This window comes from Stenotrophomonas sp., assembly GCF_035634915.1.
In the GTDB taxonomy this organism is placed as follows: Bacteria; Pseudomonadota; Gammaproteobacteria; order Xanthomonadales; family Xanthomonadaceae; genus Stenotrophomonas.
In genome coordinates, this window is sequence record NZ_DASQCB010000005.1 from 410,072 (window position 1) to 432,890 (window position 22,819).

Below are 22,819 nucleotides of genomic sequence, written 5' to 3' on the forward strand. Positions count from 1 at the left end.
GGGGCGCCGGAACAATCCATCGCGGCGCTGGCTGCGTCCCCCAGTGACGTCCGTCACCATTGAATACTGGCAGGCGTACTGCACACACTGTGCATGATGACCGACCCGTCCAGCGACTTCCGCCTCTACCATTCCAATTCCCTGGACGTGCTGGCCGCGCTGCTGGCCCGCAACGTGCGCGCCCCGGTGCCGGGGCAGCCACTGCTGGCACCGGAGGTGGTACTGATCCCGCAGGTGGCGATGCGGCGCTGGCTGCAGGCAACACTGGCGGCCGAATACGGTGTGGCGGCCAACCTCGAATTCCTCACCCCCGGTGAGTTCGTCGCGCGGGCGCTCAATGCCAATGTCGAAGGCGAAGCCGACGATCTCGATGCCGCCGGCCTGCACTGGAAGCTGTACCAGGCGCTGCGCGACCCCGTGCTGCTGGCGCAGCCACCGATGCGTGCGCTGCAGGCCTATCTTGCCGGTGGCGATGCCCTGAAGCCGTGGGCGCTGGCCGGTGAACTGGCCTCGGTGTTCGAAAAGTACCAGGCCTGGCGCCGTGACTGGCTGCTTCGCTGGGATGCCGGCGCCGAGCCGGCCGACCCGCAGGCGATCCTGTGGCGGGCCATTGCCACGGATCGTGGCTACCGCGCGCGCCGCATCCAGGACTACCTCGACCGTTTCGAGGGCCCGGACAAGCCGCTCCCACAGGGCCTGCCGCCGCGCCTGTCGGCGTTCGCCACGCTGAACATCTCGCCCGACGTGCTGCGGGTGATGGCCACCCAGGCCCGGGTCGGCGAGCTGCACTTCTATATGCCGACCCCGGTGCAATCCTACTGGGGCGACCTGCAGACCCTGGCCGAGCGCCTGCGCAGCGGCGCACCCGATCCCTTTGGCGAGGCCGCCGGCGAGAACCGCCTGCTGGAAGCCTGGGGCGCGGCGGGCCGCGACTTGATGGCCGTGCTGGGCAGTTACGAAGTGGTGCATCCGGCCGGCGAGATCGCCGCGTACTCCGATCCCGAGGAGGACACCCGACCGACCCTGGCCGAGGGCGGCCTGGCCGACAGCCTGCTGCACCGCCTGCAGCGCGACCTGTTCCACCGCCGCGCACTGCCCTCGGGCGAGCTGCGCGAGGAACCACGCAGCGATGACCCCAGCCTGCAGGTGCATGCCTGCCACACCCGCCTGCGCGAACTGCAGGTGCTGCATGACCAGCTGCGCAGCCTGCTGCAGGACGCGCGCTTCGATCCACCGCTGCAGGCCCGCGAGATCGCGGTGCTGGCACCGGACATCGATCCCTACGTGCCGTACCTGGAAGCCGTGTTCGGCGGCCGTGGCGGCGACGAGGAACACATTCCCTATGCGCTGGCCGACAGCAGCCCGCTGGCGGGCGAGCCGCTGGCCGATGTGTTCGTGCACCTGCTGTCGCTGCCGGTATCGCGGTTCGGCCTGAACGAGATCCTCGACCTGCTGGCCAGCGCACCGCTGGCCGAGGCGGCCGGGCTGGAGGCGGTGGACTTCGACCGCCTGCATGGCTGGCTGCAGCAGGCCGGCGCGCGCTGGGGCATCGACGCCAACCATCGCGGCCAGCTGCAGGCACCGCGCGACGACGCCTACACCTGGCAGTTCGCGCTGGACCGCCTGCTGCTGGGCCATGCCACGGGCAGCGATGTCGATCTGGCCGGTGTCGCGCCGTGGATCGAGCTGGAAGGCGGCGCGCTGGACGCCCTGGACCGGCTGCTGCGCCTGCTGCGCGTGCTGGCGCTGTACCAGCGTCGCCTCGGCGAGACCCTGACCCCGGCCCAGTGGCGGCAGCGCCTGCTGTCCCTGCTCGATGCGCTGCTGCCGGAGGCACCCAGTTCGCCCAACAGCCAGCGCGCGCTGGAGCGCCTGCGCAAGCTGCTCAACCAGTTCGCCGACGATGCGCGCAAGGCCGGCTTCGAGGATGGCGTACCGCCGGAGGTGGTGCGTGCGCACTTTGCCGGCGCGCTGTCCGAAGCCGATACGCGTGCGCCGCTGCTGACCGGCGGCATCAGCTTCGGCCGCATGGTGCCGATGCGCCTGCTGCCGTTCCGGGTGATCTGCGTGCTGGGCCTCAACGATGGCGATTTCCCGCGCCGCGACCCGGCCGCCGGCCTGAACCAGCTGACCGCCGAGCTGGACACGCCGCGCCGCCGCCCGGGCGACCGCTCCACCCGCGAGGATGACCGCTTCCTGTTCCTGCAGCTGTTTGCCGCCGCGCAGGACGTGTTCTACCTGAGCTATCTCGGCGCCGACCCGCGCGATGGCAGCGTGCGCGAACCCTCGGTGCTGGTCAGCGAGCTGATCGACGCCGCCGCCGAGTACCACCAGGCGCCGGAGGCCGCCAAGCGTGCGTTCACCGTGCGCCACGCGCTGCAGCCGTTCTCTCCGGCCGCGTTCGGCGAGGGCGACCCGCGCCGCTTCAGCTACCGCCGCCAGTGGCACCCGGCCGCCGGGCGCATGGCCGGCCAGCGCGGCGGGCTGCAGCCGTGGTTCGACGCCGCACTGCCGCCACCGCTGGATGACGCCGTGGAAGACGAAGTAGCCCTCGATACGTTGCGCCGCTTTCTGTGCGACCCCGCCGGGCAGTTCCTGGCCCAGGCGCTGGGCCTGCGCCTGGCCGACGATGTGGAGGAGGTGGACGACCTGGAACCGCTGGTACTGTCTTCGCGCGGACCGGAAAAGCGCAGCGTGCAGGCCGCGGTGGTGCGCGCCACCATCAGCGGCGATGCCGAGCCGCTGTACCCGCGCCTGCGCGCCCGTGGCCTGCTGCCGTCCGGTGCGCTGGGCGAGCGCCAGTTCGAGGCCGAACAACTCAAGACCCGCCCCTACGCCAGCGCGATGCTGGGCTGGATGCAGGGGCAACCGCTGGAAAGCCGCCGTTACGAGGTGGAGATCGACGGCGTGCGCCTGCACGGCCGCGTGGCCGATCGCCATCCCGAAGGCCTGGTGCGCCTGCGTGCCGGTACGCTCAACGGCAACGCGGTGATCCGCCAGGGCCTGGACTGGCTGCTGGCCAATGCGGCCGGCGATGCGCTGCCGCTGGTGCAGTTCCACGATGGCGGTGATGCCGGCCCAGGCCCGCACATCCACCCTGCACCGGGCGCGGCGGCCGCACGTAGTGCCCTGCGCGCGCTGCTGCAGCTGCGCCAGCGCGGCCTGCGCGAGCCGCTGCGCTTCGCGCCGTATACCGGCTGGGTGCTGTTCACCGCGCCGGTGGAAAAACAACGCAGCGAAGGCTGGAAGCAGTGGCACGGCAGCGACCGCAGCTGGGGCGAAGCCAACAGCGATGCCTGGCAGCTGCTGCTGCGCGGCGCCGATCCCTTCGCCGATGACGACAGTTACGCTGACCTGCTGCGCAACAGCCAGGTGGTATTCGGCGCGGTGCGCGACGGGCGTGGCCCGGGTGGCACCGGCAAGGAGGCCGACGCATGAGCACCCCCGTGGATCCCTACCTGCTGCTGCCGCTGCAGGGCATCGGCCTGATCGAGGCCAGCGCCGGTACCGGCAAGACCTTCACCCTGGCCACGCTGTTCACCCGCCTGGTGGTGGAACAGGGCCTGCGCATCGGCCAGATCCTGGCGGTGACCTTCACCGATGCCGCCACCCAGGAGCTGCGCAAGCGCATCCGCGAGCGCCTGGCCCTGGCTGCGCGCCTGGTCGATCTGCCGCCGGCCGACGACGAGGCGCCCGATGCGCTGCTGACCCGGCAGGTGCTGCAGCGTCACCTCGACGAGGGTAGGGAAAGCGCTGCCGCGCTGAAGCGCCGCCTGCAGGTGGCCGCCGACGAGATCGACCTGGCCTCGATCTTCACCATCCATGGCTTCTGCACCCGCGTGCTGCGCGAACATGCGCTGGAAAGCGGGCATACCTTCGATCCGCCGGAACTGCTGGCCAGTGACCGCGAGCTGCTGGAGGAACTGGCCGCCGACCTGTGGCGCGTGCACGCCAACGACCCGGCCACGCTGGAGCCGCTGCTCTGGCTGTGGTCGAACCCCGATGCGCTGGCCTCGGACCTGCGCGCGCTGCTGGCTTCGCCGCCGCTGTACCCGCGCCCGCAGCCGCTGGCGGTGGAAGATCCGCGCCCGGCCCTGCAGGCCGCCGCAGCCGACCTGTCGCTGGCAGTGCGCGAGCATGGGGAACGGTTCTTCCTCGATCTGTGCGAGGCGGTCGACAACAAGTGGATCAACGGCGTTTCCTACAAGCTGGGCTGGCTGCACCCGCTGGGCCGGCAGCTGCTGGCCTGGGCCGCGCGCGACGATGCCGGCGAGCTGCTGAGCAGCGACCGCCTGCCGGCGCTGCTGGCCGATGCGCTGGTGGCCAAGACCAACAAGAAGTTCGTCGACCGCACCCCGTCCTCGCCGCTGCAGGCACCGCTGCAGCGCTACGTGGCGCTGCTGGCCCAGCGCGAACAATGGCTGCGCGCGGCCGCGCTGAACTTCCTGCACAGCCTGCGCGAGGAAGCCACTCAGCGGCTGGCCATGCTCAAGCGCACGCGCCGGGTGCAGACCTACGACGACCTGATCGACGGCGTGGCGCAGGCGCTGGAGGGCCAGCAGCGGTTGGAGCTGGTGCGCAAGCTGCGCCTGCAGTACCGCATCGCTCTGGTCGACGAGTTCCAGGACACGGACGATCGCCAGTGGGGCATCTTCCACACCGTGTTCGGCGATTCGCCGGAGGTGCAGGCGCTGGGCCTGCCACCGGCGCTGTTCCTGATCGGTGACCCGAAGCAGGCGATCTACGGCTTCCGTGGCGGTGATATCCACACCTACCTGAAGGCCAAGCAGGCCGCGCGGCCGGCACCGCCGCTGGACCAGAACTTCCGCTCGCGACCGTCGGTGCTGCGCGCGCTGCAGGCGCTGTACGACAACGGTGGCGAAGACGCCTTCCTGGAAGCGGGCATCGGCTTCGAGCCGGTCCGCCCCGGTGGCGTGCGTACGGATGAAGACTACCTGCGCGACGGTGCCGCGGCCCCGGCACTGACCCTGCGCGTGCTGCGCAGCGAAGGCGACAAGGCGATGAGCGCCGACGCCTCGCGTGCCGCCGCGACCCAGGCCTGCGTGGCCGCCATCCACCAGACCCTGCTGGATGCGCGTGCCGGTACCGCCGTCCTGCGCGGCCGCCCGGTGCAGCCCGGTGACATCGCCGTGCTGGTGCGTTCCCACCGCGAGGCGACGCTGGTGCAGCGCGCGCTGGCGGCGGTGGGCATTCCGGCGGTGGCGGCGGGCAAGCAGAGCCTGTTTTCCACCAGCGAGGCACGCGACCTGCGCACGCTGCTGCTGGCCCTGCTGCAACCGGCGGATGAAGGCCGCCTGCGCGCGGCGCTGGCGACGGTGCTGCTCGGCCAGCGGGCCAGTGCCATCGCCAACATGGAACGCGAGGGCGACCTGCAGCGCGCGTTCCAGGCGCAGCTGCTGCACTGGCGCGAGCGCTGGCAGCGCGGTGGCCCGTTCGCGGTGGTGGCCGATGTCTGCGCCGCACAGGGCGAACGCCTGCTGGCGCTGATCGATGGCGAGCGCCGGCTGACCAACTACCTGCAGCTGGGCGAACTGCTGCAGGAAGCCTCCGCGCAGGCGCTGGGCATGCATGGCCTGCTGGACTGGCTGCAGGGGCAGATGGCCAATGCCGACCAGAACGACGAGCAGCAGCTGCTGCGCCTGGAATCGGACGCGCGGCGCGTGCAGATCATCACCCTGCACAAGAGCAAGGGCCTGGAATACCCGCTGGTCTACCTGCCGTTCGTCGGCATCGATGGTGGCGCACCCAATACCGCCGCGCACTGCACCGTGCACGTGGACGGCGAGCGCCAGCTGCATTGGAAGCTGGACAAGGACGAGGCCTGGGAAGCGGCCAGCGGCCAGCGCGAACGCGAGCAGCGCGCCGAGGATGCGCGCCTGCTGTACGTGGGTCTGACCCGCGCCGAGCATGCGCTGTGGATCGCCATCGGCGATCTCGCCGGGCTCGGCAGGACCCGCCTGGCGCCGCTGCTGGGTGACCTGCAGGCGCTGCGCGCGCACACCGATGTGCATATCGACGACAGCGAGCAGGTGCTGCGGCTGCCGCAGCTGCCGGTCGAACAGGATGGCGAACTGCCGGCCGTGCGCAGCCTGACCCGGCGCGTACCACACGACTGGTGGGTGTACAGCTTCACCCAGCTGGCGCATGCCGATGCCGGTGACGACGTCGAAGCGGCGGCGACCGAACTGCCGGCACCGGCCGCCGACGAACCGGCGGGTGCGGAACTGCCGCTGGAACCGGCCCTGCCCGAGCCCGCAGCTGTCGACGCCGCACCGTTGGATCCGCGTTTCATGGGCAGCCGCTTCGGCAACGTCCTGCACGAGGCGCTGGAAAACGTTGATTTCGCCGCCTGGGGCGGCTGGACAGCCGAACAGCCGGCGCCCGAAGGGCAGGCCGACCTGCTGCGCAAGGCGCTGCACGACGAAGGCTACGCCGACGCGGACCTGGATGATGGCGTGGCGGTGCTGGTGCCGCTGGTCGGTCACACGCTCACGGTCGCGCTGCCCGAGGGCGGTGCCCTGCACAGCCTGGGCGAGGGCGAGCGCCGTGCTGAAATCGAATTCCACTTCGCCATCGAACCGACCGCCGTGCCCGCGCTGCTGCAGCTGCTGCACGCGCACGGCATTTCCAGCGCGCGGCGTGGCTTCGGCCTGCGCCGCCGGCTGGAAGGGCTGATGACCGGCAAGATCGACCTCACTTACGTGCGCGATGGGCGTTGGTACGTGCTCGACTACAAATCCAACCGCCTGCCGGGCTACAGCCCGGACCTGCTGCAGATCGCCATGCGCCACAGCGAGTACGACCTGCAGGCGCTGATCTACACCGTGGCCCTGCACCGCTGGCTGCGCTTCCGCTTGGGCCGTGCCTACGATTACGCGCAGGACATGGGCGGCATCCGCTACCTGTTCTGCCGTGGCCTGGATGGCAACGGCAATGGCGTGCACGTGGACCACTTCGCGCCAGAGCTGGTGGATGGACTGGACGCGCTGTTCGCCGGGGGCGACGCCGCCCATGCCGACCTGGTCGCGCGTGCCCTTGGAGCCAGCGCATGAGCGAGACCCTGCTGCAGCAGCTGTACCGCGGTGGCCACCTGCGCACCCTCGACCATGCCCTGGCCATCAGCCTGCTGCGCCTGCGCGCCGACACCCCCGATGGCGTGGCCGTTGCCGCGGCGCTGGCATCGCTGGCGGTGTCGCAGGGCCATGCCGCCTTCGATCCGGCGCAGCCGCAGCGTCTGCTGGAAGGCTTCCAGGCCTGGCCCGCACCCGCGCAGTGGCTGGCCCAGCTGCAGGCGTCGCCGTGGGTGGCGCAGCCGGAGGATCCCGAGGCGGCCGCCGATGAGGCACCGCTGGTGCTGGAGAACGGGCTGCTGTACCTGCGCCGTTACCGCGAATACGAGCGGCAGCTGGCCTCCGGCCTGCAGCGCATCGGCCGGCACCCGTTGCCGGCGCCGGACATGGCGGCGCTGGCGCCGTTGTTCGCGCGCCTGTTCCCTGCTGCCGCCAGCCAGGAAGACCACCAGGCCCGGGCGGCCAGGGTGACCTTGCGCCACCCGTTGGCGCTGGTCACTGGCGGCCCGGGTACCGGCAAGACCACCACCATCGCCCGCCTGTTGCTGCTGCTGGCCGCGCAGGCCCTGCATGCCGGCCAGCCGCTGCCGCAGGTTGCGCTGGCGGCACCGACCGGGCGTGCCGCCGAGCGCATGGCCGAAAGCCTGCGCCTGGCCGTGCAGCGCCTGCAGGAAGAAGGCCTGGACCCGGCGCTGTGCGCGGCGCTGCCGAGCACCGGCACCACCCTGCATCGCCTGCTCGGGGTCATTCCCGATTCACCGCGCTTCCGCCACCACGCCGACAACCCGTTGCCGGTGGACGTGGTGGTGGTGGACGAAGCCTCGATGATCGACCTGCCGCTGATGGCCAAGCTGGTCGATGCCATCGCCAGCGGCACGCGGCTGATCCTGCTGGGCGATCCGGACCAGCTGCCCTCGGTGGAAGCGGGCGACGTGCTCAGCGCCATCCTGCGCGCCAGCGGCGATGGCAGCGGCACCCGCGCCGATGATGCGCAGGCCCTGCATGGGCTGCTGGCGGCGTCGACCCTGCAGCCGCAGGCCGTGCCACGCGCCTTCGCCGGCCGTCGCGTGCAGCTGCAGCGCGGCTACCGGCAGAGCGATGCCCTGCAGCTGGCGCCATTGGCCCAGGCGGTGCGCGAAGGTGACAGCGGCACCGCGCTGGCCCTGCTGCGCAGCGGCAGCCTGTCCGGTGTCAGTTTCCACGAGAATGATGCCGACCCGCTGCGTGGCCAGCGCGAACACCTGCTCTCGCACTGGCGCGCGCTGGCCGAGGCTGAAGACCCGGGCCGCGCGCTGCAGCAGGCCGGTCGCCTGCGCGTGCTGACCGCCCTGCGCGAAGGCCCGCAGGGCGCGCGCGGGCTCAACAGCCGCATCGAACAGCTGCTGGCCGGCAACACCCCCGGCTACTTCCAGGGCCGCCTGCTGCTGGTGACCGAAAACAGCTACCGCCATCGCCTGTTCAACGGTGACATCGGCATCTGCCTGCGCGATGCCAGCGGCGCGATGGTGGCCTGGTTCCCCGGCGATACCGCCGAACAGCCCCGCGCGTTCCACCCGGCTGCGCTGCCCGCACACGAGAGCGCCTTCGCGATGACCGTGCACAAGGCACAGGGCTCGGAGTTCGATGAAGTGTGGCTGCAGCTGCCGCGGCAGGACAGCCGCGTGCTGTCGCGCGAACTGGTCTACACCGGCCTCACCCGCGCCCGCCAGCGCCTGCATGTGGCCGGCAGCGAAGAGGTGCTGGTGGCCGCGTTGAAGCGGCACGCGAGCCGGTTGGGTGGCCTGGCGTGGCGGTTGGGTGCCGAAGCGGGGTCGGATCCTTTTCCCGACGGCAACGGGCTCTGAGCCCATCGCGCTGATGCGCCCCTGTAGAGCCGAGCCATGCTCGGTTGCAGTTCGTGCGAGGTCCGCAGTCGAGCATGGCTCGACTCCACAAGAGCATCCACGCATGGCGTGGATCTACTGCAATGGATCTACCGTGCCGACCAACGGTCGGCGCCCACCAAAGCAGAACGCCGATCCAACAGACCGCAGGAAATTGTCGAAGGCGGGGTGGGTCCGGTTGCGGGGGCGTGAGCCGCATGGATGCGGCGACCGAGCTTACATGGACGTACTTGCAGCGTCCCCCGCAGCCGGCCCCCCCCCCCGCCATCCCACGGATAGCCAGCTTTTGACGTTGACGTTGACGTTGCATCGAGCAGGTGCAGGGCGCAGCCCTGCCGCCCCCTTCATTCCGCGATCAACACCAGTCCATCCGGAAACACGATCGCCGCTTCATCCGCACTCAGGTCGAAGAACCCCACGCCATGCTTCTCGGCCAGGTCCTGCACGCGGCCGTGCGCGCGCTCGGCCACCGAATACGCGAACGCCCCGTAGATCACCTGGCGGCCGATGCTGTAGTCAGTCACTTCGGGACGGTCGTCATCGTCGTTGCTCAGCGGCCCGTTCATCGGTGGGAAGTCCTGCGCCATCTCCGCAAACCATGCCTGCAGCGCCGGGCTGCTCACCGCCGGATCGTCGTACTCGTGGTTCTCGCCCCACTGCGCCTGCTTCTCGAACCAGGCGATGAAGGCCGCAGCGTCGCGTGGTGCAGCACTGGCCTCAAACACCATCATGTCGTAACTCATTGAAGCTTCCTGTTGTCGGGGCGAAAGGCCGCCGGGCACGGCCCGGCGCTACCGAACGGCAATCATCGCATCACACGGACGGCGCGGCGGCGTCCGCCAACCCCCGTGCCAACGCCTTCGCCTCGGGGAACAGCGCGAAGCGCAGGCCGATCAGGCCCATCAGCGCCTCATCGCGTGCCTTGCAGGCGCCTACGCTGCCCACCCGGCCCAACGAGGTGTCCAAACGCTCGCGCAGTGCTTCGGCCGCGGCAATCGGGCGGCGTGCGGCAATCTGCCGACGGTAGTGCGCGGCGATTTCTTCCAGGATGTGTTCGACCGCCTCGCGGCTGCGTTCGGGCAGCTCCAGGCGGGCACGGCGCAGCTGCAGGATGTTCAGGCCGATGCGGGCCTCGTTGAGCATGTCCACCGAGGCGATGTCGCTGCCTTCCGGCGTCGCCGCCAGGCGCGGCGCGAGCAGGCCCAGCAGGTCGAGCATGCGTGCGGCGAAGCGCTGGCGATCCTGCTGGCCGCGCCCTTCGGCGGCCTCGGCCAGCGTGGTCCAGCCCTGGCGCACCAAGCGGCGCGCCGTCCACTCGGCACCCACCGAACGGAACAGGCGGGTCATCACCACCGCGAAGCCAATGCCGATGAACATCGCGATGGACGAGTTGAGGAAGCTCTGGATGTTGGCGCTGTAGGTGTTCTGCAGGCTCAGCAGCGCCGCCAGGTTCACCGTCAGCGGCAGCGCGAACAGCGCGCTCTTGGGGTGGTGCAGCAGCAGGCCCAGCGGCAGGAACGCCACCGCCAGCACCAGCGCCAGCAGGCCGAAGTCATGCACGGCCGGGAACACGCCGAACAGATACACGCCGGCCACCAGCGAAGCGACGATGGCCCAGACCAGGAACGAGACCATGCTCGGCGCCGGGTCGTCCTGCGCGGCAAAGAACGCGGCCGTCACCGCCGCCATCATCGCGCCGTTGCCGCCGCCTTCCCAACCCAGGCCGATCCACAGCACGCAGTAGCTCATCAGCGCCACGCCGGCGCTGAGCGCGGAGAACAGCGCCATGCCGTAGTCCACATGCTTGTCGGTGGCCACGCGCTCGGTACGGATACGGTAGTGCGCGCGATCCAGCGGCGCGGTGCCGTGGTCGATCGCGTGCTGCAGGGTGCGGCAGTCCTGCCACAGGTCCACCAGCTCCTCCAGGCGCAGCAGCAGGCTGGCCAGCTGCAGGTGCTGCAGGTCACTGTCCACCTGCGGCTTCAGGGCACTTATGCGCGCGCGCAGGCGGGCGTAGTCGCTGGCACTGGCAGGCGTATCGATCCAGTCGTGGATGTCATCGACCAGCGCCGGCAGGCCCTCCGGCAGCGTCTGCCCCTCGCTGCGCAGCGCGCTCAGGCGGTCGGCAATCGAAGAAAGCACCGGCAACAGCAGCAGCATGCGTTCGCGCAGGCGCTCCATCGAAATCGCAGAACCCGCATGGCGCGGATCATCGCGGCGCAGGAACTCGATGAGCGCCTCGAACTGCACCAGGTCGGCGGCCAGCCGGTTGCGCGGGGCATGGGCGCGGCCACGCTCGAGGATCTGCCGGCACCACTGTGCGGCATCCTCCATCCAGTTGCCGATGCGGGTGCGCAGCATCGGCTGCACCGAGGCCGGGAACAGCAGCGATGCCGCCAGCACCGCCACCACCGTGCCGAGGATGATTTCCTCGCTGCGCGCCACCACCGTATCGAAGATGGTTTCCGGCGAGGTCACCGCCGGGAAGCCGATGAAGGCGGTGGTGTAACCGGCCAGCAGGAACGCGTAGCCGCGTGGGCCGCGGTTGAGCAGGGCCAGGAACAGGCAGGCGGCCAGCCACACCGACATCGCCGCGCTCAGAATCATCGGGGTTTCCACCAGCGCCGGCAGCACCAGCAGGGTGGCCAGGCCGGCCACCAGGGTGCCGACGATGCGGTACACGCCCTTGGCCCGGGTCGGGCCCAGCAGCGGCTGGCTGACGATGTACACCGTGCCCATCGCCCAGTACGGGCGCGACAGGTTGCCGGCCATGGCGATGTACAGCGCGGCCACGGCGGCCAGGTAGGTCTTGATCGTGAACAGCCAGGCCTGGCGGTCGGTCAGCGCGTTCATCGCTTACTTTGCCGTGGCCTGTGCGGTGGCGGGGGCGGCCGGGGCCACCGTCGTCTGCCAGCCACCGCCCAGCACCAGGAACAGGTGGATCTGGTCACGCGACACCTGCGCCTCGGCTGCGGCCAGGGTGGCATCGCTGGTGGCCAGGCTGCGGTCGGCATCCAGGCTGGACAGGTAGGGCGTGCGTCCGCCCTGGTACAGGCGGCGGTTCTGCTCGGCGGCCAGTGCGGCCTGCTGCTGGGCTTCGCGCAGCGACTGCAGGCGGCGCAGGTCCTGCGCGTAGCGGTCCAGTGCGGTCTGCGTCTCGCGCAGGGCCTGCAGCACGGCATGGTCGAACTCGGCCAGCGCAGCATCGGCACCGGCCTCGGCGGCGTGGATGCGCGCGTGGGTGCCCGAGGACGGCAGCGTCCAGGAGATCAGCGGGCCGATCGACCACTGCTGGGTCATCGGCGTACCGAAGTCCTCCAGCAGGCCGGCGGCACCGAGCGAGGCGCCCAGGCGGATGTCCGGGTACAGCTCGGCGGTAGCCACACCAATCCGCGCGGTGGCCGAGGCCAGCTTGCGCTCGGCCTGGCGGATGTCGGGGCGACGCTGCAGCAGGGCGCGGCCATCACCGACCGGCAGCGGCTGGGCCAGGCGCGGCGCGTCGGCGCAGTCGATCACGCCGGCCGGCAGCTGGCCGGGGGTCTGCCCCAGCAGCGCGGCCAGCGAATAGGCAGCCGCCGAACGCTGCGCGCGCAGCGGCGGCAGTGCCGCTTCCAGCAGGGCCACCTGTGCGTTGGCGCGGGCCAGTTCCGGCGGCGTGCCACGGCCGGCATTGATCAGGCGCTGGGTCACCGAGCGGCTGCGCTGCTGCAGCTGCAGGGAATGCTCGGCCACATGCAGTTCGTGGTTGGCGTGGCAGATTTCCAGATAGCTGTCGGCCACTTCGGCCACCACGCTCACCTGCGCCAGGTCACGTGCGGCGGCCACCGACTGCTCGTCCGCGCGGGCGGCTTCGGCACCCCGCTTGAGCTTGCCGAACAGGTCGAACTGGTAGCTGACCGCGAACTTGCCATCAGCCAGGTTGATCACCGGCAGCTCGTGTTCCTGCAGGAACGCTTCGGCCGACAGCTGCGCGCGGCTGACCCCGGCTTCGGCTTCGTACTCAAAGCCACCGGCATCCATCGCCTGTTCGTACACGGCGGCGGCGCGGCGCAGGTGCGCATCGGCGGCCTTCAGCTCCACGTTGTCACGCAGCGCTTGGGTGATCAGGCCATCCAGCACCGGATCGTTGTACAGCGACCACCAGCGGTCGGGCAGCGCCTGGTTGGCAGCCACGTCCGGGTTCTGGGTGTCGATGAAGGCGGCGTTGGCCTGCGGACGCTTGAACGCCGAGCCTTCCGGCAGGGCGTAATCCGGGCCGACGGTCCTGCAGGCCGCCAGGCTGGCCAGCGCAACGATCAGGCCGAGACGGGGCAAGGTGGTGTTCACAGGCCCGCCTGTGTCGGCGCGGTGCCGGCCTTGTCTGCGTGCTTCCTGCTGTTGGTTTCGACGGTCACCGTGGCGGTACGGCCGGCGATCAGTTCCACGCCCTGGGGCACGTCATCAATGGCGATGCGCACCGGGATGCGCTGCGCCAGCCGCACCCAGTCGAAGGCCGGGGTCACGTTCGGCAGCAGGGTGCTGCCGTTGCTGCGGTAGCGGTCCTCGATGCCGGCGGCGATGCTTTCGACGTGGCCGCGCAGCGCGGTCGATTCGCCCATCAGGCGGATGTCCACGGCCTGCCCGGGTGCCACGCCGCGCAGGCGGGTTTCCTCGAAATAGCCATCGATGCGGAACGAACCGGTATCCAGCAGCGCCAGCACCGGCTTGCCGGCCACCACGTAGTCGCCCGCGCGCATGGTGCGGTCGTTGACCCGGCCGTCGGCCGGTGCGTGCACTTCGGTGCGGGCCAGGTTCAGATCAGCCAGGTCGACCGCTGCCTGGGCGGTGGCCAGCGATGCCTGCGCGGCCTGCAGCTTGGCCCGGCGCACTTCGGCGTCCTCGGCGGCCACCAGGTCCTGCAGGCTGCGGTCGCGGCCGATCTCACGGCGCAGCTGCGCCACCGAGGCCTGGCGTTCGGCCAGGCTGGCCTTGGCCTGTTCCAGCGCGATGCGGTAGCGCGCGCGGTCGATCACGAACAGCACGTCGCCCTTCTTCACCGCCTGGTTGTCGGCCACGTTCACCGATTCCACCAGGCCGGACACATCGGGGGCCACCTGCACCACGTCGGCGCCGACATGGGCGTCGCGGGTCCACGGCTCGTCCATGTAATAGACCCAGAGCTGGCGCAGGACCAGCAGGGCCACGATCACCGCCGCGCTGGTCAGCAGTATGGGAAGTGTCTTCTTCACGATCTTGTTCACGATTGCATCCAACGCAGGAGGTGGAACAGCAGGCCCAGCACGATCCCGTACAGCGCCAGGTTGAACAGCGCCGGATGCCAGACATGGCGGTAGGCGCCGGCACGCTGCAGCAGCGCGTGCAGGCCGCTGTTGACCAGGTAGGCCAACAACATCAACCCGAGCAGGGTCGGGACGAACACTCCGTGGAGACTGAATTCACCGGGCATCGGTAGGGCGGGGGCGAGATGGGGGAGGGGAGGGGCAACACACAGGACAACGACAACGGGCAAAAGCCGCTGGCGCCTGCACGGCAGCGGCGGTGTTCCAGCGATAACGGGCTTACGTGATGCGGTCGGCCGCCTCGGCCAGCAGGCGCCATGTCTTCAGCACGGCCTGCAGTTCATCCATGGAAAGTTCGCCGAACACGTCCTGGCGCAGGCCGATGAGCTGTTCTTCCAGCTCACGCACCAGCGCCTGTCCCGCGTCGGTCAGCCACAGCAGGTTGGCGCGGCGGTCGCTGGCGTCGCTTTCGCGGCGGACCAGGTCGCTGGCGCACAGCTTGTCCAGCAGGCGTACCAAAGACGGGCCTTCCATGCCCAGCTGCTGGGCCAGCGCCACCTGGCGGATACCGCCGCCGGAGCGGCCGATCATCAACAGGGGCATGGTGCAGGCGGTGGAGATGCCGTAGCTGCCGAGCCGGCTGTCGGCCAGGCGCTGCCACTGCCGTCCTGCATAGAGCAGGCCGGAGCTGAGCTGCATCTGCAGCCGGGTACGGTCGTCGAGGGTTCGGTCCATAAGAGATAGATAGGATACTACTAATTTCATTCCTATCAATAGTTTTTGCTGAATGGGTGATTGGGGGTGGGTCGGTGTACTGAGGAAAGCGCTTCGCCTGCTGGTTGTCGGTGGGGCAGCGGGGGCCGGACGGGGCAGGACACGCCGTAAACCCGTCCTTGGGGGCTCGGCCGCGGCATCCATGCCGCGGACGGTCCTGCCCCGTCCGGCCCCCGCTGCCCGCCCATCACCCCGCGAGCGCGGTGGGTTGGCTCTTTAAAGGCAGGAGCAGTGCGGACCAACGGTCCGCACCTACCAAGGCAGCGGCGCGCGGAGCTTCCGGAGCCATGAACCCCCGCTTTTGCCACCGCTTTCGGGTGGCCTCGCCGCGCCCGCAGGAAACTGTCAGGGATGGGGAAGGGCGGCAGGGCAGGACCGTGAGGCGCATGGATGCGCCGACCGAGCCCCCATGGATGGGTTCACGGCGTGTCCTGCCCTGCCGCCCTTCCCCATCCAAACCGATAGCAGGCAGGCGCCACGACGACCCCCGATGAACCGTCCCCACAGGACGACCCACCCCCCGGTCGGGTACGATGCTCGCCCCCCGTTCGGGACGCTGTACGCAATGAGCATGAACAACGAAAAGGCCGCCCCGCAGGGCGACGTGACCCAGGACCAGGCCGAGGATGCCGTGCGCACCCTGCTGCGCTGGGCCGGTGAGGACCCGTCCCGTGAAGGCCTGCTGGATACCCCGCGCCGTGTCGCCGAAGCCTATGGCGACTGGTTCAGCGGCTACCGCGACGACCCGCGCGCCTACATGGAGCGGACCTTCGAGGAAGTGGCCGGCTACGACGAACTGATCGTCCTGCGCGACATCGAGTACGAAAGCCACTGCGAACACCACATGGCGCCGATCATCGGCCGCGTGCACGTCGGCTACCTGCCGGCCGGCAAGGTGGTGGGCATCAGCAAGCTGGCCCGCGTGGTCGAAGCCTACGCGCGCCGCTTCCAGGTGCAGGAAAAGATGACCGCGCAGATCGCCCAGTGCATCCAGGATGTGCTGCAGCCGATCGGTGTCGGCGTGGTCGTCGAAGGCGCCCACGAATGCATGACCACCCGTGGCATCCACAAGCGCGGCGTCAGCATGGTCACCTCGAAGATGCTGGGCAGCTTCCGCGACGACGCGCGTACCCGCGCCGAGTTCCTGCGCTTCATCGAAGTGGGCGGCAGGCGCTGAGCCGCTTGCCCGCACCGCGCCGGCCCCGCGTGGCCGGCACGTCCACGGCTGCCCCCGCGGCGGCCGTGCATGGCTGCCCGCAGCCGCCAGCGTCCATGACTCCTTTCGCTGCATGAAGCACCGCGAACGTATTGCCCGTTACCGCCATCTGCGCGAACAGCCCCAGTGGAAGCTGCTCGCCGCCGACCACGCCCCGGAAATCATCGGCCTGCTGCAGGGCCTGCTGATGGACGGCGAGCGCACGCTGCCCTCCTCGGTACTGAACGAGCGCCTGCAACGCGCGCTGGACCAGCTGGCCGGCGACGAACTGTCGCGCGAGCTGCCGCGTACCGCCCAGGCCTACATCGCCCACTGGCTGGCCCAGGGCTGGCTGGAACGCCGCCTGCCCGAAGGCGCCGACCAGGAGCAGTACGAGCTGTCGACCCCGGCGCTGCAGGCGATCCGTTTCGCCGACAGCCTGGAGCAGGCCCGCGTGGCCGCCACCGAAAGCCGCCTGGCGCTGGTCATCGAGCAGCTCTCGGCACTGGCCGCACAGACCGAAGCCGATCCGGATGCGCGTCTGTCCGCGCTGCACGACGAGCGCGACCGCATCGATGCCGAGATCGCCCGCGTCGGCGCCGGCCGCGTGGTCGCCCTCGACGGCAAGCGCGCGCTGGAACGTACCCGCCAGATCATCGGCCTGGCCGACGAACTGACCGAGGACTTCCGCCGCGTGCGCGATGACTTCGAGCAGCTCAACCGCGATTTCCGCGAACGCATCATCGACGACGAAGGCGAGCGCGGCGACGTGCTGTCGCAGCTGTTCGAAGGCGTTGATGTCATCGGCGAAAGCGATGCCGGCCGCAGCTTCCAGGCATTCTGGCGCCTGCTCAACGACGCCGAACAGAGCGCCCAGCTCGACGCCGCGCTGGAGGCCGTGCTCGCGCGCGGCTTCGCCCGTCGCCTGGACCGCAACGAACGCAACTTCCTGCGCGGCTTCACCAGCACCATGCTGGAACGCGGCGGCCAGGTGCACGACGTGCTGCAGAACTTCGCGCGCAGCCTGCGCGGCTTCGTGCAGAGTCGTGGCTATCTGGAACAGCGCCGCCTCAACCAGCTGCTGAAGCAGGCCCAGTCCGAAGCCCTGGCCCTGCGCGATGATTTCCCCGCACAGCGCAGCATCGGCCGCGACCTGCAGCTGACCACCAGCCGCCTGCGCTCGTGGTCGCAGTGGAAGCTGCACGACCCGCGCAGCGCGCAGGTCGATGGCAACGTCGAATACAACGATGCGGCCGCCATCAGCCTGGAAAGCGTGGGCGACCTGGTGGCCTCGTCGGAAATCGACTTCCGTACGCTGCGCCGAGACCTGCATGAACTGCTGGACACGCAGCCGCGCCTGAGCATCGCCGAAGCCCTGGCCCAGCGCGAAGCGCCGCAGGGCCTGGGCAGCGTCATCGGCTACCTCTCGCTGGGCACGCGCTTCGGCAACGTGGTTGCCGGCGAGCAGGAGCTTGCGCAATGGCGCGGCGGCGACGGCCAGGTGCGCCGCGCACGTATTCCGCTGGTTTGGTTCACCCAGGAGAGACGCCATGAGCTGGCATGAAGATCCCATCGAAGCAGCGGCGCCCGACCTGGTCGAAGACGCCTACGAGGCCGAACCGGCACCGGTTGCTGCCGCGCCGCGCCGTGGCAACGACGTCTACTACATGGGCGATACCGGCCGCCTGCCGCTGGATGCGCGCCGCGCGCTGTGCCAGCTGCTGATCGGCCCCAGCATCGACCAGCTGCGCCACGCCAAGCTGTGGCCGGCGCTGATCCGCAGCGAAGCCGCGATCCGCTCGGCACTGGCCGACCTGTTCCTGGAACTGGTGCTGGACCGTGACAGCGGCGTGGCCTTCACCCGCCAGGCCGATACCGAAGACGTCGACGCGCCGGTGCTGCTGCGCACCTCGCCGCTGACCTTCATCGATTCGGTGCTGCTGCTGTACCTGCGCCAGCAGCTGGCCGAGGCCGATGCGCGCGGCAACCGCGCCGTCGTCGCCGATGCCGAGATGGCTGAAGCGCTGGCCATCTACGAGAAGAACCTGTCCACCGACCGCGCCGGCTTCAACCGCCGCGTGGCTTCGGCTGTGCAGAAGATGAAGGACAACCACATCCTGACCCGCCTGGGCGGCCAGGAAGACCGCCACGAAGTCTCGCCGGCGCTGAAGCTGCTGTTCTCCGCCGAAGACGTGTCCCAGCTTTCGGCGGTGTACCGCCAGCTGCGCGAAACCCCGGCTGCCGAAGCCTGAGAGACCCGAGCACCGCATGGCCATTTCCAAGCACACTCCCGCCCTGTTCAACGAAGGCCTGCCGGACCCGCGCCTGCAGCAGTTCCGCATGCGCCGCCTGCAGGTGCACAACTGGGGCACCTTCAACGGCCTGACCGAAGTACCGATCGCCGAGCGCGGCTTCCTGTTCGTCGGCCGTTCCGGCTCGGGCAAGTCGACCCTGCTCGATGCGATGTCCGCGCTGCTGACGCCGCCGGCCATCGTCGACTTCAACGCCGCCGCACGTGAAGCCGAGCGCAGTGGCCGCGACCGCAACCTGGTGTCCTACGTGCGTGGCGCGTGGGCCGACCAGCAGGACAGCGGCACCGGCGAGATCGCCACCCAGTACCTGCGCAAGGGCGCGACCTGGACCGCACTGGTGCTGGAATACCGCGCCGGCGATGGTCGCGTGGTGTGCCTGGTGCGCCTGCTGTGGATCTCCGGCAACGGCACCTCGGCCGGCGACGTGCGCAAGCACTACATGATCGCCGAGCGCCCGTTCGACATCGCCAAGGACCTCGGCGGCTTCGACCTGGACCTGCGCAAGCTGAAGCAGAAGCTGGCCGACATCCACCACTTCGATACGTTCTCCGGCTACGCCGAGCGCTTCCGCCACCTGCTCGGCATCGACAACGAGATGGCGCTGCGCCTGCTGCACAAGACGCAGTCGGCGAAGAACCTGGGCGACCTCAACGTCTTCCTGCGCGACTTCATGCTGGACACGCCGCGCACCTTCGATGCAGCCGAGCGCCTGGTCAGCGATTTCGCCGAACTCGACGGCGCGCACCAGGCGGTGGTCACCGCCCGCCGCCAGGTGGAAACCCTGCTGCCGGCGCGCGCGCACTACACCGAACTGAAGGACATGCATCGCCAGCGCGGCGATGACGAGACCCTCAAGCTGGGCATCGACAGCTTCCGCGAAAGCCGCCGCCAGCTGCTGATCGAAGCACGCCTGCGCGAGATGGACGTGCGCGACCGTGGCCTGCTGGGTGAGGAATCCCAGCGTCGTGCGGCGCTGGACAACCACACCGAGCGCCTGGCCGAGCTGGAACTGCAGCGCCGCCAGCAGGGTGGCGAACGCATCGAGGAACTGGAACGCGAACAGGGCCGCGCCGAAAGCGAGCGCGACCGTCGCCTGGCCAAGCAGACGCAGGCCCGCGACGCTGCGCGCCACCTGCAGGCCGAGCTGCCGGAAGACGCGCACGGCTTCTCCGAACTGGTCGAGCGCGCGCAGAACGAACTGCAGGACCGCCAACGCGCTTCGGCGGCGCTGGACGATGCGATCAGCGAACGGCTGGGCGGCAAGCGCGATGACGAACGTCGCTTCGGCGAAGTGCGTGGCGAACTGGAAGCGATGCAGCGCACGCCGTCCAGCATTCCCGCGCCGATGCAGAAGCTGCGCGCACGCCTGGCCGAGGAAACGGGTATTTCCGAAGCCGCGCTGCCCTTTGTTGGTGAACTCATCCAGGTCCGCGGCGAAGAGCAGAACTGGCAGGGCGCCATCGAGCGCGTGCTCGGTGGCTTCGCACAGTCGCTGCTGGTCGACGACAAGCATTACAACGAGGTTGCCGACTGGGTGAACCGCACCCACCTAGGCATGCGCTTCACCTATTACCGCGTGCGCCGCAACGATGATGCGTTCGCCCGCGAACCGTCCGCGCGTTCGCTGCTGCACAAGCTGGAACTGCGCGACCACGCCTTCGAGGGCTGGCTGCGCCGCGAGCTGGGCAAGCGCTTTGACTATGAGTGCGTCGATGCCAAGCAGCTGCGCAACGTTGACCGCGGCATCACCCGCGAAGGCCAGGTCAAGCATCCGGGCGACCGCTTCGAGAAGGACGACCGCAGCGCGGTGAACGACCGCCGCCGCTGGATCCTGGGCTTCAACAACCGCGACAAGCTGGTGGTGTTCGAGCGCGAAGCGCAGGAACTGGCCAAGCGCATCGCCAGCTGCGATACCGATATCGCCAGCCTGCGCAGCCAGCGTGACCGCGACAACGAACGCCGCCTGGCCTGCCACGAACTGATCGGCATCCAGTGGAATGAGATCGACGTGGCCGCGCCGCAGCAGCGCCTGGCCGACATCGAAGCCACCCTGCGCGACCTGCGCGAAGGCAATGCCGACCTGGCCCGCCTGGCCCAGCAGATCGACGCCGTGCGCGCCGATATCGAGCAGGCCCGCCGCACCTATGAAGACACCCGCGTCGAGCGCGGCCAGCTGGTGCGCGAACGCGACCGCCTGGACCGTGCCCGCCAGCAGAGCCGTGCCCTGGTGCTGCCGGCGCTGGCCGAAGACCAGGAAGCCGGACTGGCCGAGCGCCTGCAGGAGCAGGGCCCGCTCAGCCTGGAAACGCTGGAAGCGCACATGCGCCAGGTCAGCAATGCACTGAACGAGCAGCTGTCGTCCTCGCAGCAGGACGTCAACCGCGTCGAGAACCTGCTGCTGGGCTGCTTCCGCCGCTTCATCCAGCAGTGGCCGGAAGAATCGGGCGACTTCACCGTGTCGGTGGCCTCGGCCGAGGATTTCCTCGCCCGCCTGGAACGCCTGGAACGCGATGGCCTGCCGCAGCATGAAGAGCGCTTCTTCGACCTGCTGCAGAACCAGAGCAAGAACAACCTGCTGGCCCTGCAGCGCCACAGCGCAGAGGCCCGGAAGTCGATCGGCCAGCGCCTGGACGAGGTCAACGCCAGTCTGGAACAGGTGCCGTTCAACCGCGGCACTCTGCTGACCATCGAGCTGAGCGACCGCCGCCTGCCGGAAGTGGGCGAGTTCCACCTGCAGCTGCGCGAGGTGCTGTCGCAGCAGCAGACCGAACAGCGCGAGCTGGCCGAGTCGCAGTTCACCGTGCTGCGCCAGCTGGTCAACCGCCTCGGTTCGCAGGAAGGCGAGGACAAGCGCTGGCGTGAGCTGGTGCTGGACGTGCGCATGCACGTCGAGTTCATCGGCGTGGAGCTGGACGCGGAAACGCGCCAGCAGGTCGAGATCTACCGCAGCGGCGCCGGCAAGTCCGGTGGCCAGCGGCAGAAGCTGGCCACCACCTGCCTGGCCGCGGCGCTGCGCTACCAGCTCGGCGGCGCCGACAGCCAGCTGCCCAGCTATGCCGCCGTCGTGCTCGACGAAGCTTTCGACAAGGCCGACAACGAGTTCACCGCGCTGGCGATGAACATCTTCGACAACTTCGGCTTCCAGATGGTGGTGGCCACCCCGCTGAAGTCGGTGATGACGCTGGAGCCGTTCATCGGTGGCGCCTGCTTCGTCGAGATCAGCGGCCGCCACGATTCAGGCGTCCTGCTCATCGAGTACGACGAAGAAGGCAAGCGCCTGAAGCTGCCCGAGCGCAGCCGCCAGCAGGCCAACGAACCGGAAGAAGCCGAGGCCTGAGCAGCCAGGTAGCGCCGGGCCATGCCCGGCAATCCCCTGTAGAGCCGAGCCATGCTCGGCTGCTCTGCGCGACCGGCTACAGCGTGCCAACCAAGGTTGGCACCTACCGGATTGCGTCGCGCCCTCACGCCCCGCGGAACGTATCCCACGCCATCCGCGCGATCAGCACCACCACCAGCCCCACGAACAGCTTGCGGATGAACGGCGTGCCGCCCTTCAGCGCCAGCCGCGTGCCCACCACCGAACCGAAGATGTTGGCCGCCGCCATCGGCAGCGCGAACAGCCACAGGATGTTGCCGGTCGGGATGAAGAACGAAATCGCCGCCACGTTCGTCGCCAGGTTCACCACCTTCGATGCCGCCGAGGCGCGCAGGAAATCCAGGCCGAAGAAGCGCACGAACAGGAAGATCAGGAAGCTGCCTGTGCCTGGCCCGAAGAAGCCGTCGTAGAAGCCGATCGCCGCACCGATGGCCAGGGCGATCACCAGTTCGCGGCGGCCGATGTCCTGCGTCCGGTGCAGCGCACCGAAATCCTTCTTCCACAGCGTGTAGCCCAGCATCGCCACCAGCAGCACCAGCACCAGCGGGCGCACTGCGTCCTTGGGCAGCAGGCTGACCGCCGTGGCACCGGCAAAGGAGAAGATGAAGGCCGTACCGGCTGCGAACAGCACCGGTTTCCACGGAAAGCGCACATTGCGCGCATAGCGCCAGGCCGCCGCGCCGGTGCCGAACATCGAGCTGAACTTGTTGGTGCCAAACAGCATCGCCGGGGTCTGCTGCGGCAGCACCGTGAACAGGCCCGGCAGCTGCACCAGCCCGCCGCCGCCCACCGCCGCATCGACCAGGCCTGCGATGAAGGCAATCACCACCAACCACCACAACTCAGGGGGAACCAGTTCCAGCACGGCCATCGACACTTGAATGGGGGGCGACAGCATACGCCTATCGC

14 protein-coding genes are annotated in these 22,819 nt (G+C 69.5%); 7 read left to right on the forward strand and 7 right to left on the reverse strand.

Annotated elements, in window-relative coordinates; genetic code table 11:
- Positions 1-93: 93 nt before the first annotated feature.
- The 3 genes from recC to recD are packed head-to-tail and all read left to right on the forward strand — an operon-like array spanning position 94 to position 8,935.
- Positions 94-3,438: an exodeoxyribonuclease V subunit gamma gene (gene recC / locus VER16_RS05970; RefSeq protein ID WP_324806241.1), complete on the forward strand. Its 3,345-nt coding sequence runs from the start codon at positions 94-96 to the stop codon at positions 3,436-3,438.
- Positions 3,435-7,073, forward strand: a complete 3,639-nt coding sequence (gene recB, locus VER16_RS05975; RefSeq protein WP_324806243.1) for an exodeoxyribonuclease V subunit beta — start codon at positions 3,435-3,437, stop codon at positions 7,071-7,073. Before recC ends, recB begins: the two co-directional genes overlap by 4 nt.
- Complete coding sequence (recD, locus tag VER16_RS05980) at positions 7,070-8,935, forward strand: exodeoxyribonuclease V subunit alpha (RefSeq protein ID WP_324806245.1); 1,866 nt, start codon at positions 7,070-7,072, stop codon at positions 8,933-8,935. The genes recB and recD overlap by 4 nt, the downstream gene beginning before the upstream one ends.
- 383 nt (positions 8,936-9,318) lie before the next feature.
- Here the strand turns inward: recD and VER16_RS05985 are convergent, their stop codons facing one another.
- The 6 genes from VER16_RS05985 to VER16_RS06010 all read right to left on the reverse strand — a co-directional run bounded on the left by VER16_RS05985 (position 9,319) and on the right by VER16_RS06010 (position 14,988).
- Positions 9,319-9,717 (reverse strand): hypothetical protein, encoded by a 399-nt coding sequence (locus VER16_RS05985; RefSeq protein ID WP_324806247.1) that lies wholly within the window; start codon positions 9,715-9,717, stop codon positions 9,319-9,321.
- A gap of 70 nt (positions 9,718-9,787) precedes the next feature.
- The gene (locus VER16_RS05990) at positions 9,788-11,827 is read right to left on the reverse strand and encodes an FUSC family protein (protein ID WP_324806249.1); all 2,040 of its coding nucleotides are present in this window, start codon (positions 11,825-11,827) and stop codon (positions 9,788-9,790) included.
- Positions 11,828-11,830: 3 nt separating this feature from the next.
- On the reverse strand, positions 11,831-13,300 hold the full coding sequence (locus tag VER16_RS05995) for an efflux transporter outer membrane subunit (RefSeq protein WP_324806251.1): 1,470 nt from the start codon (positions 13,298-13,300) through the stop codon (positions 11,831-11,833).
- Positions 13,297-14,214 carry an efflux RND transporter periplasmic adaptor subunit gene (locus tag VER16_RS06000; protein WP_324806253.1) on the reverse strand — a complete coding sequence of 306 codons (918 nt, stop codon included), beginning with the start codon at positions 14,212-14,214 and terminating at the stop codon, positions 13,297-13,299. The genes VER16_RS05995 and VER16_RS06000 overlap by 4 nt, the downstream gene beginning before the upstream one ends.
- On the reverse strand, positions 14,211-14,420 hold the full coding sequence (locus VER16_RS06005) for a DUF1656 domain-containing protein (protein ID WP_010487502.1): 210 nt from the start codon (positions 14,418-14,420) through the stop codon (positions 14,211-14,213). Before VER16_RS06005 ends, VER16_RS06000 begins: the two co-directional genes overlap by 4 nt.
- A 112-nt stretch (positions 14,421-14,532) precedes the next feature.
- Positions 14,533-14,988: a MarR family winged helix-turn-helix transcriptional regulator gene (locus VER16_RS06010; protein ID WP_324806256.1), complete on the reverse strand. Its 456-nt coding sequence runs from the start codon at positions 14,986-14,988 to the stop codon at positions 14,533-14,535.
- A 604-nt stretch (positions 14,989-15,592) separates the two neighbouring features.
- Here VER16_RS06010 and folE point away from each other — a divergent pair.
- From folE to VER16_RS06030, 4 genes are all read left to right on the forward strand, one after another.
- Entirely contained in the window at positions 15,593-16,204 is a 612-nt protein-coding gene (folE, locus tag VER16_RS06015) for a GTP cyclohydrolase I FolE (protein WP_324806258.1), read from the forward strand.
- Between the two features lie 112 nt (positions 16,205-16,316).
- Positions 16,317-17,786, forward strand: a complete 1,470-nt coding sequence (locus VER16_RS06020) for a DUF3375 domain-containing protein (protein ID WP_324806260.1) — start codon at positions 16,317-16,319, stop codon at positions 17,784-17,786.
- Positions 17,773-18,474: a DUF4194 domain-containing protein gene (locus tag VER16_RS06025; protein ID WP_414716025.1), complete on the forward strand. Its 702-nt coding sequence runs from the start codon at positions 17,773-17,775 to the stop codon at positions 18,472-18,474. The genes VER16_RS06020 and VER16_RS06025 overlap by 14 nt, the downstream gene beginning before the upstream one ends.
- A 16-nt stretch (positions 18,475-18,490) precedes the next feature.
- Positions 18,491-21,871, forward strand: coding sequence for an ATP-binding protein (locus VER16_RS06030; protein ID WP_324806261.1), 3,381 nt, complete (start codon positions 18,491-18,493; stop codon positions 21,869-21,871).
- A gap of 124 nt (positions 21,872-21,995) precedes the next feature.
- Here the strand turns inward: VER16_RS06030 and VER16_RS06035 are convergent, their stop codons facing one another.
- Complete coding sequence (locus tag VER16_RS06035; RefSeq protein WP_324806293.1) at positions 21,996-22,775, reverse strand: sulfite exporter TauE/SafE family protein; 780 nt, start codon at positions 22,773-22,775, stop codon at positions 21,996-21,998.
- Between the last annotated feature and the right edge of the window lie 44 nt (positions 22,776-22,819).

What these genes read in the sequence shown, in the direction of transcription:
- recC (WP_324806241.1), top strand. Translation starts at nt 94, where the DNA reads ATGATGACCGACCCGTCCAGCGACTTCCGCCTCTACCATTCCAATTCC.
- recB (WP_324806243.1), top strand. Translation starts at nt 3,435, where the DNA reads ATGAGCACCCCCGTGGATCCCTACCTGCTGCTGCCGCTGCAGGGCATC.
- recD (WP_324806245.1), top strand. Translation starts at nt 7,070, where the DNA reads ATGAGCGAGACCCTGCTGCAGCAGCTGTACCGCGGTGGCCACCTGCGC.
- VER16_RS05985 (WP_324806247.1), bottom strand. Translation starts at nt 9,717, where the DNA reads ATGAGTTACGACATGATGGTGTTTGAGGCCAGTGCTGCACCACGCGAC.
- VER16_RS05990 (WP_324806249.1), bottom strand. Translation starts at nt 11,827, where the DNA reads ATGAACGCGCTGACCGACCGCCAGGCCTGGCTGTTCACGATCAAGACC.
- VER16_RS06005 (WP_010487502.1), bottom strand. Translation starts at nt 14,420, where the DNA reads ATGCCCGGTGAATTCAGTCTCCACGGAGTGTTCGTCCCGACCCTGCTC.
- VER16_RS06010 (WP_324806256.1), bottom strand. Translation starts at nt 14,988, where the DNA reads ATGGACCGAACCCTCGACGACCGTACCCGGCTGCAGATGCAGCTCAGC.
- folE (WP_324806258.1), top strand. Translation starts at nt 15,593, where the DNA reads ATGAGCATGAACAACGAAAAGGCCGCCCCGCAGGGCGACGTGACCCAG.
- VER16_RS06020 (WP_324806260.1), top strand. Translation starts at nt 16,317, where the DNA reads ATGAAGCACCGCGAACGTATTGCCCGTTACCGCCATCTGCGCGAACAG.
- VER16_RS06025 (WP_414716025.1), top strand. Translation starts at nt 17,773, where the DNA reads ATGAGCTGGCATGAAGATCCCATCGAAGCAGCGGCGCCCGACCTGGTC.
- VER16_RS06030 (WP_324806261.1), top strand. Translation starts at nt 18,491, where the DNA reads ATGGCCATTTCCAAGCACACTCCCGCCCTGTTCAACGAAGGCCTGCCG.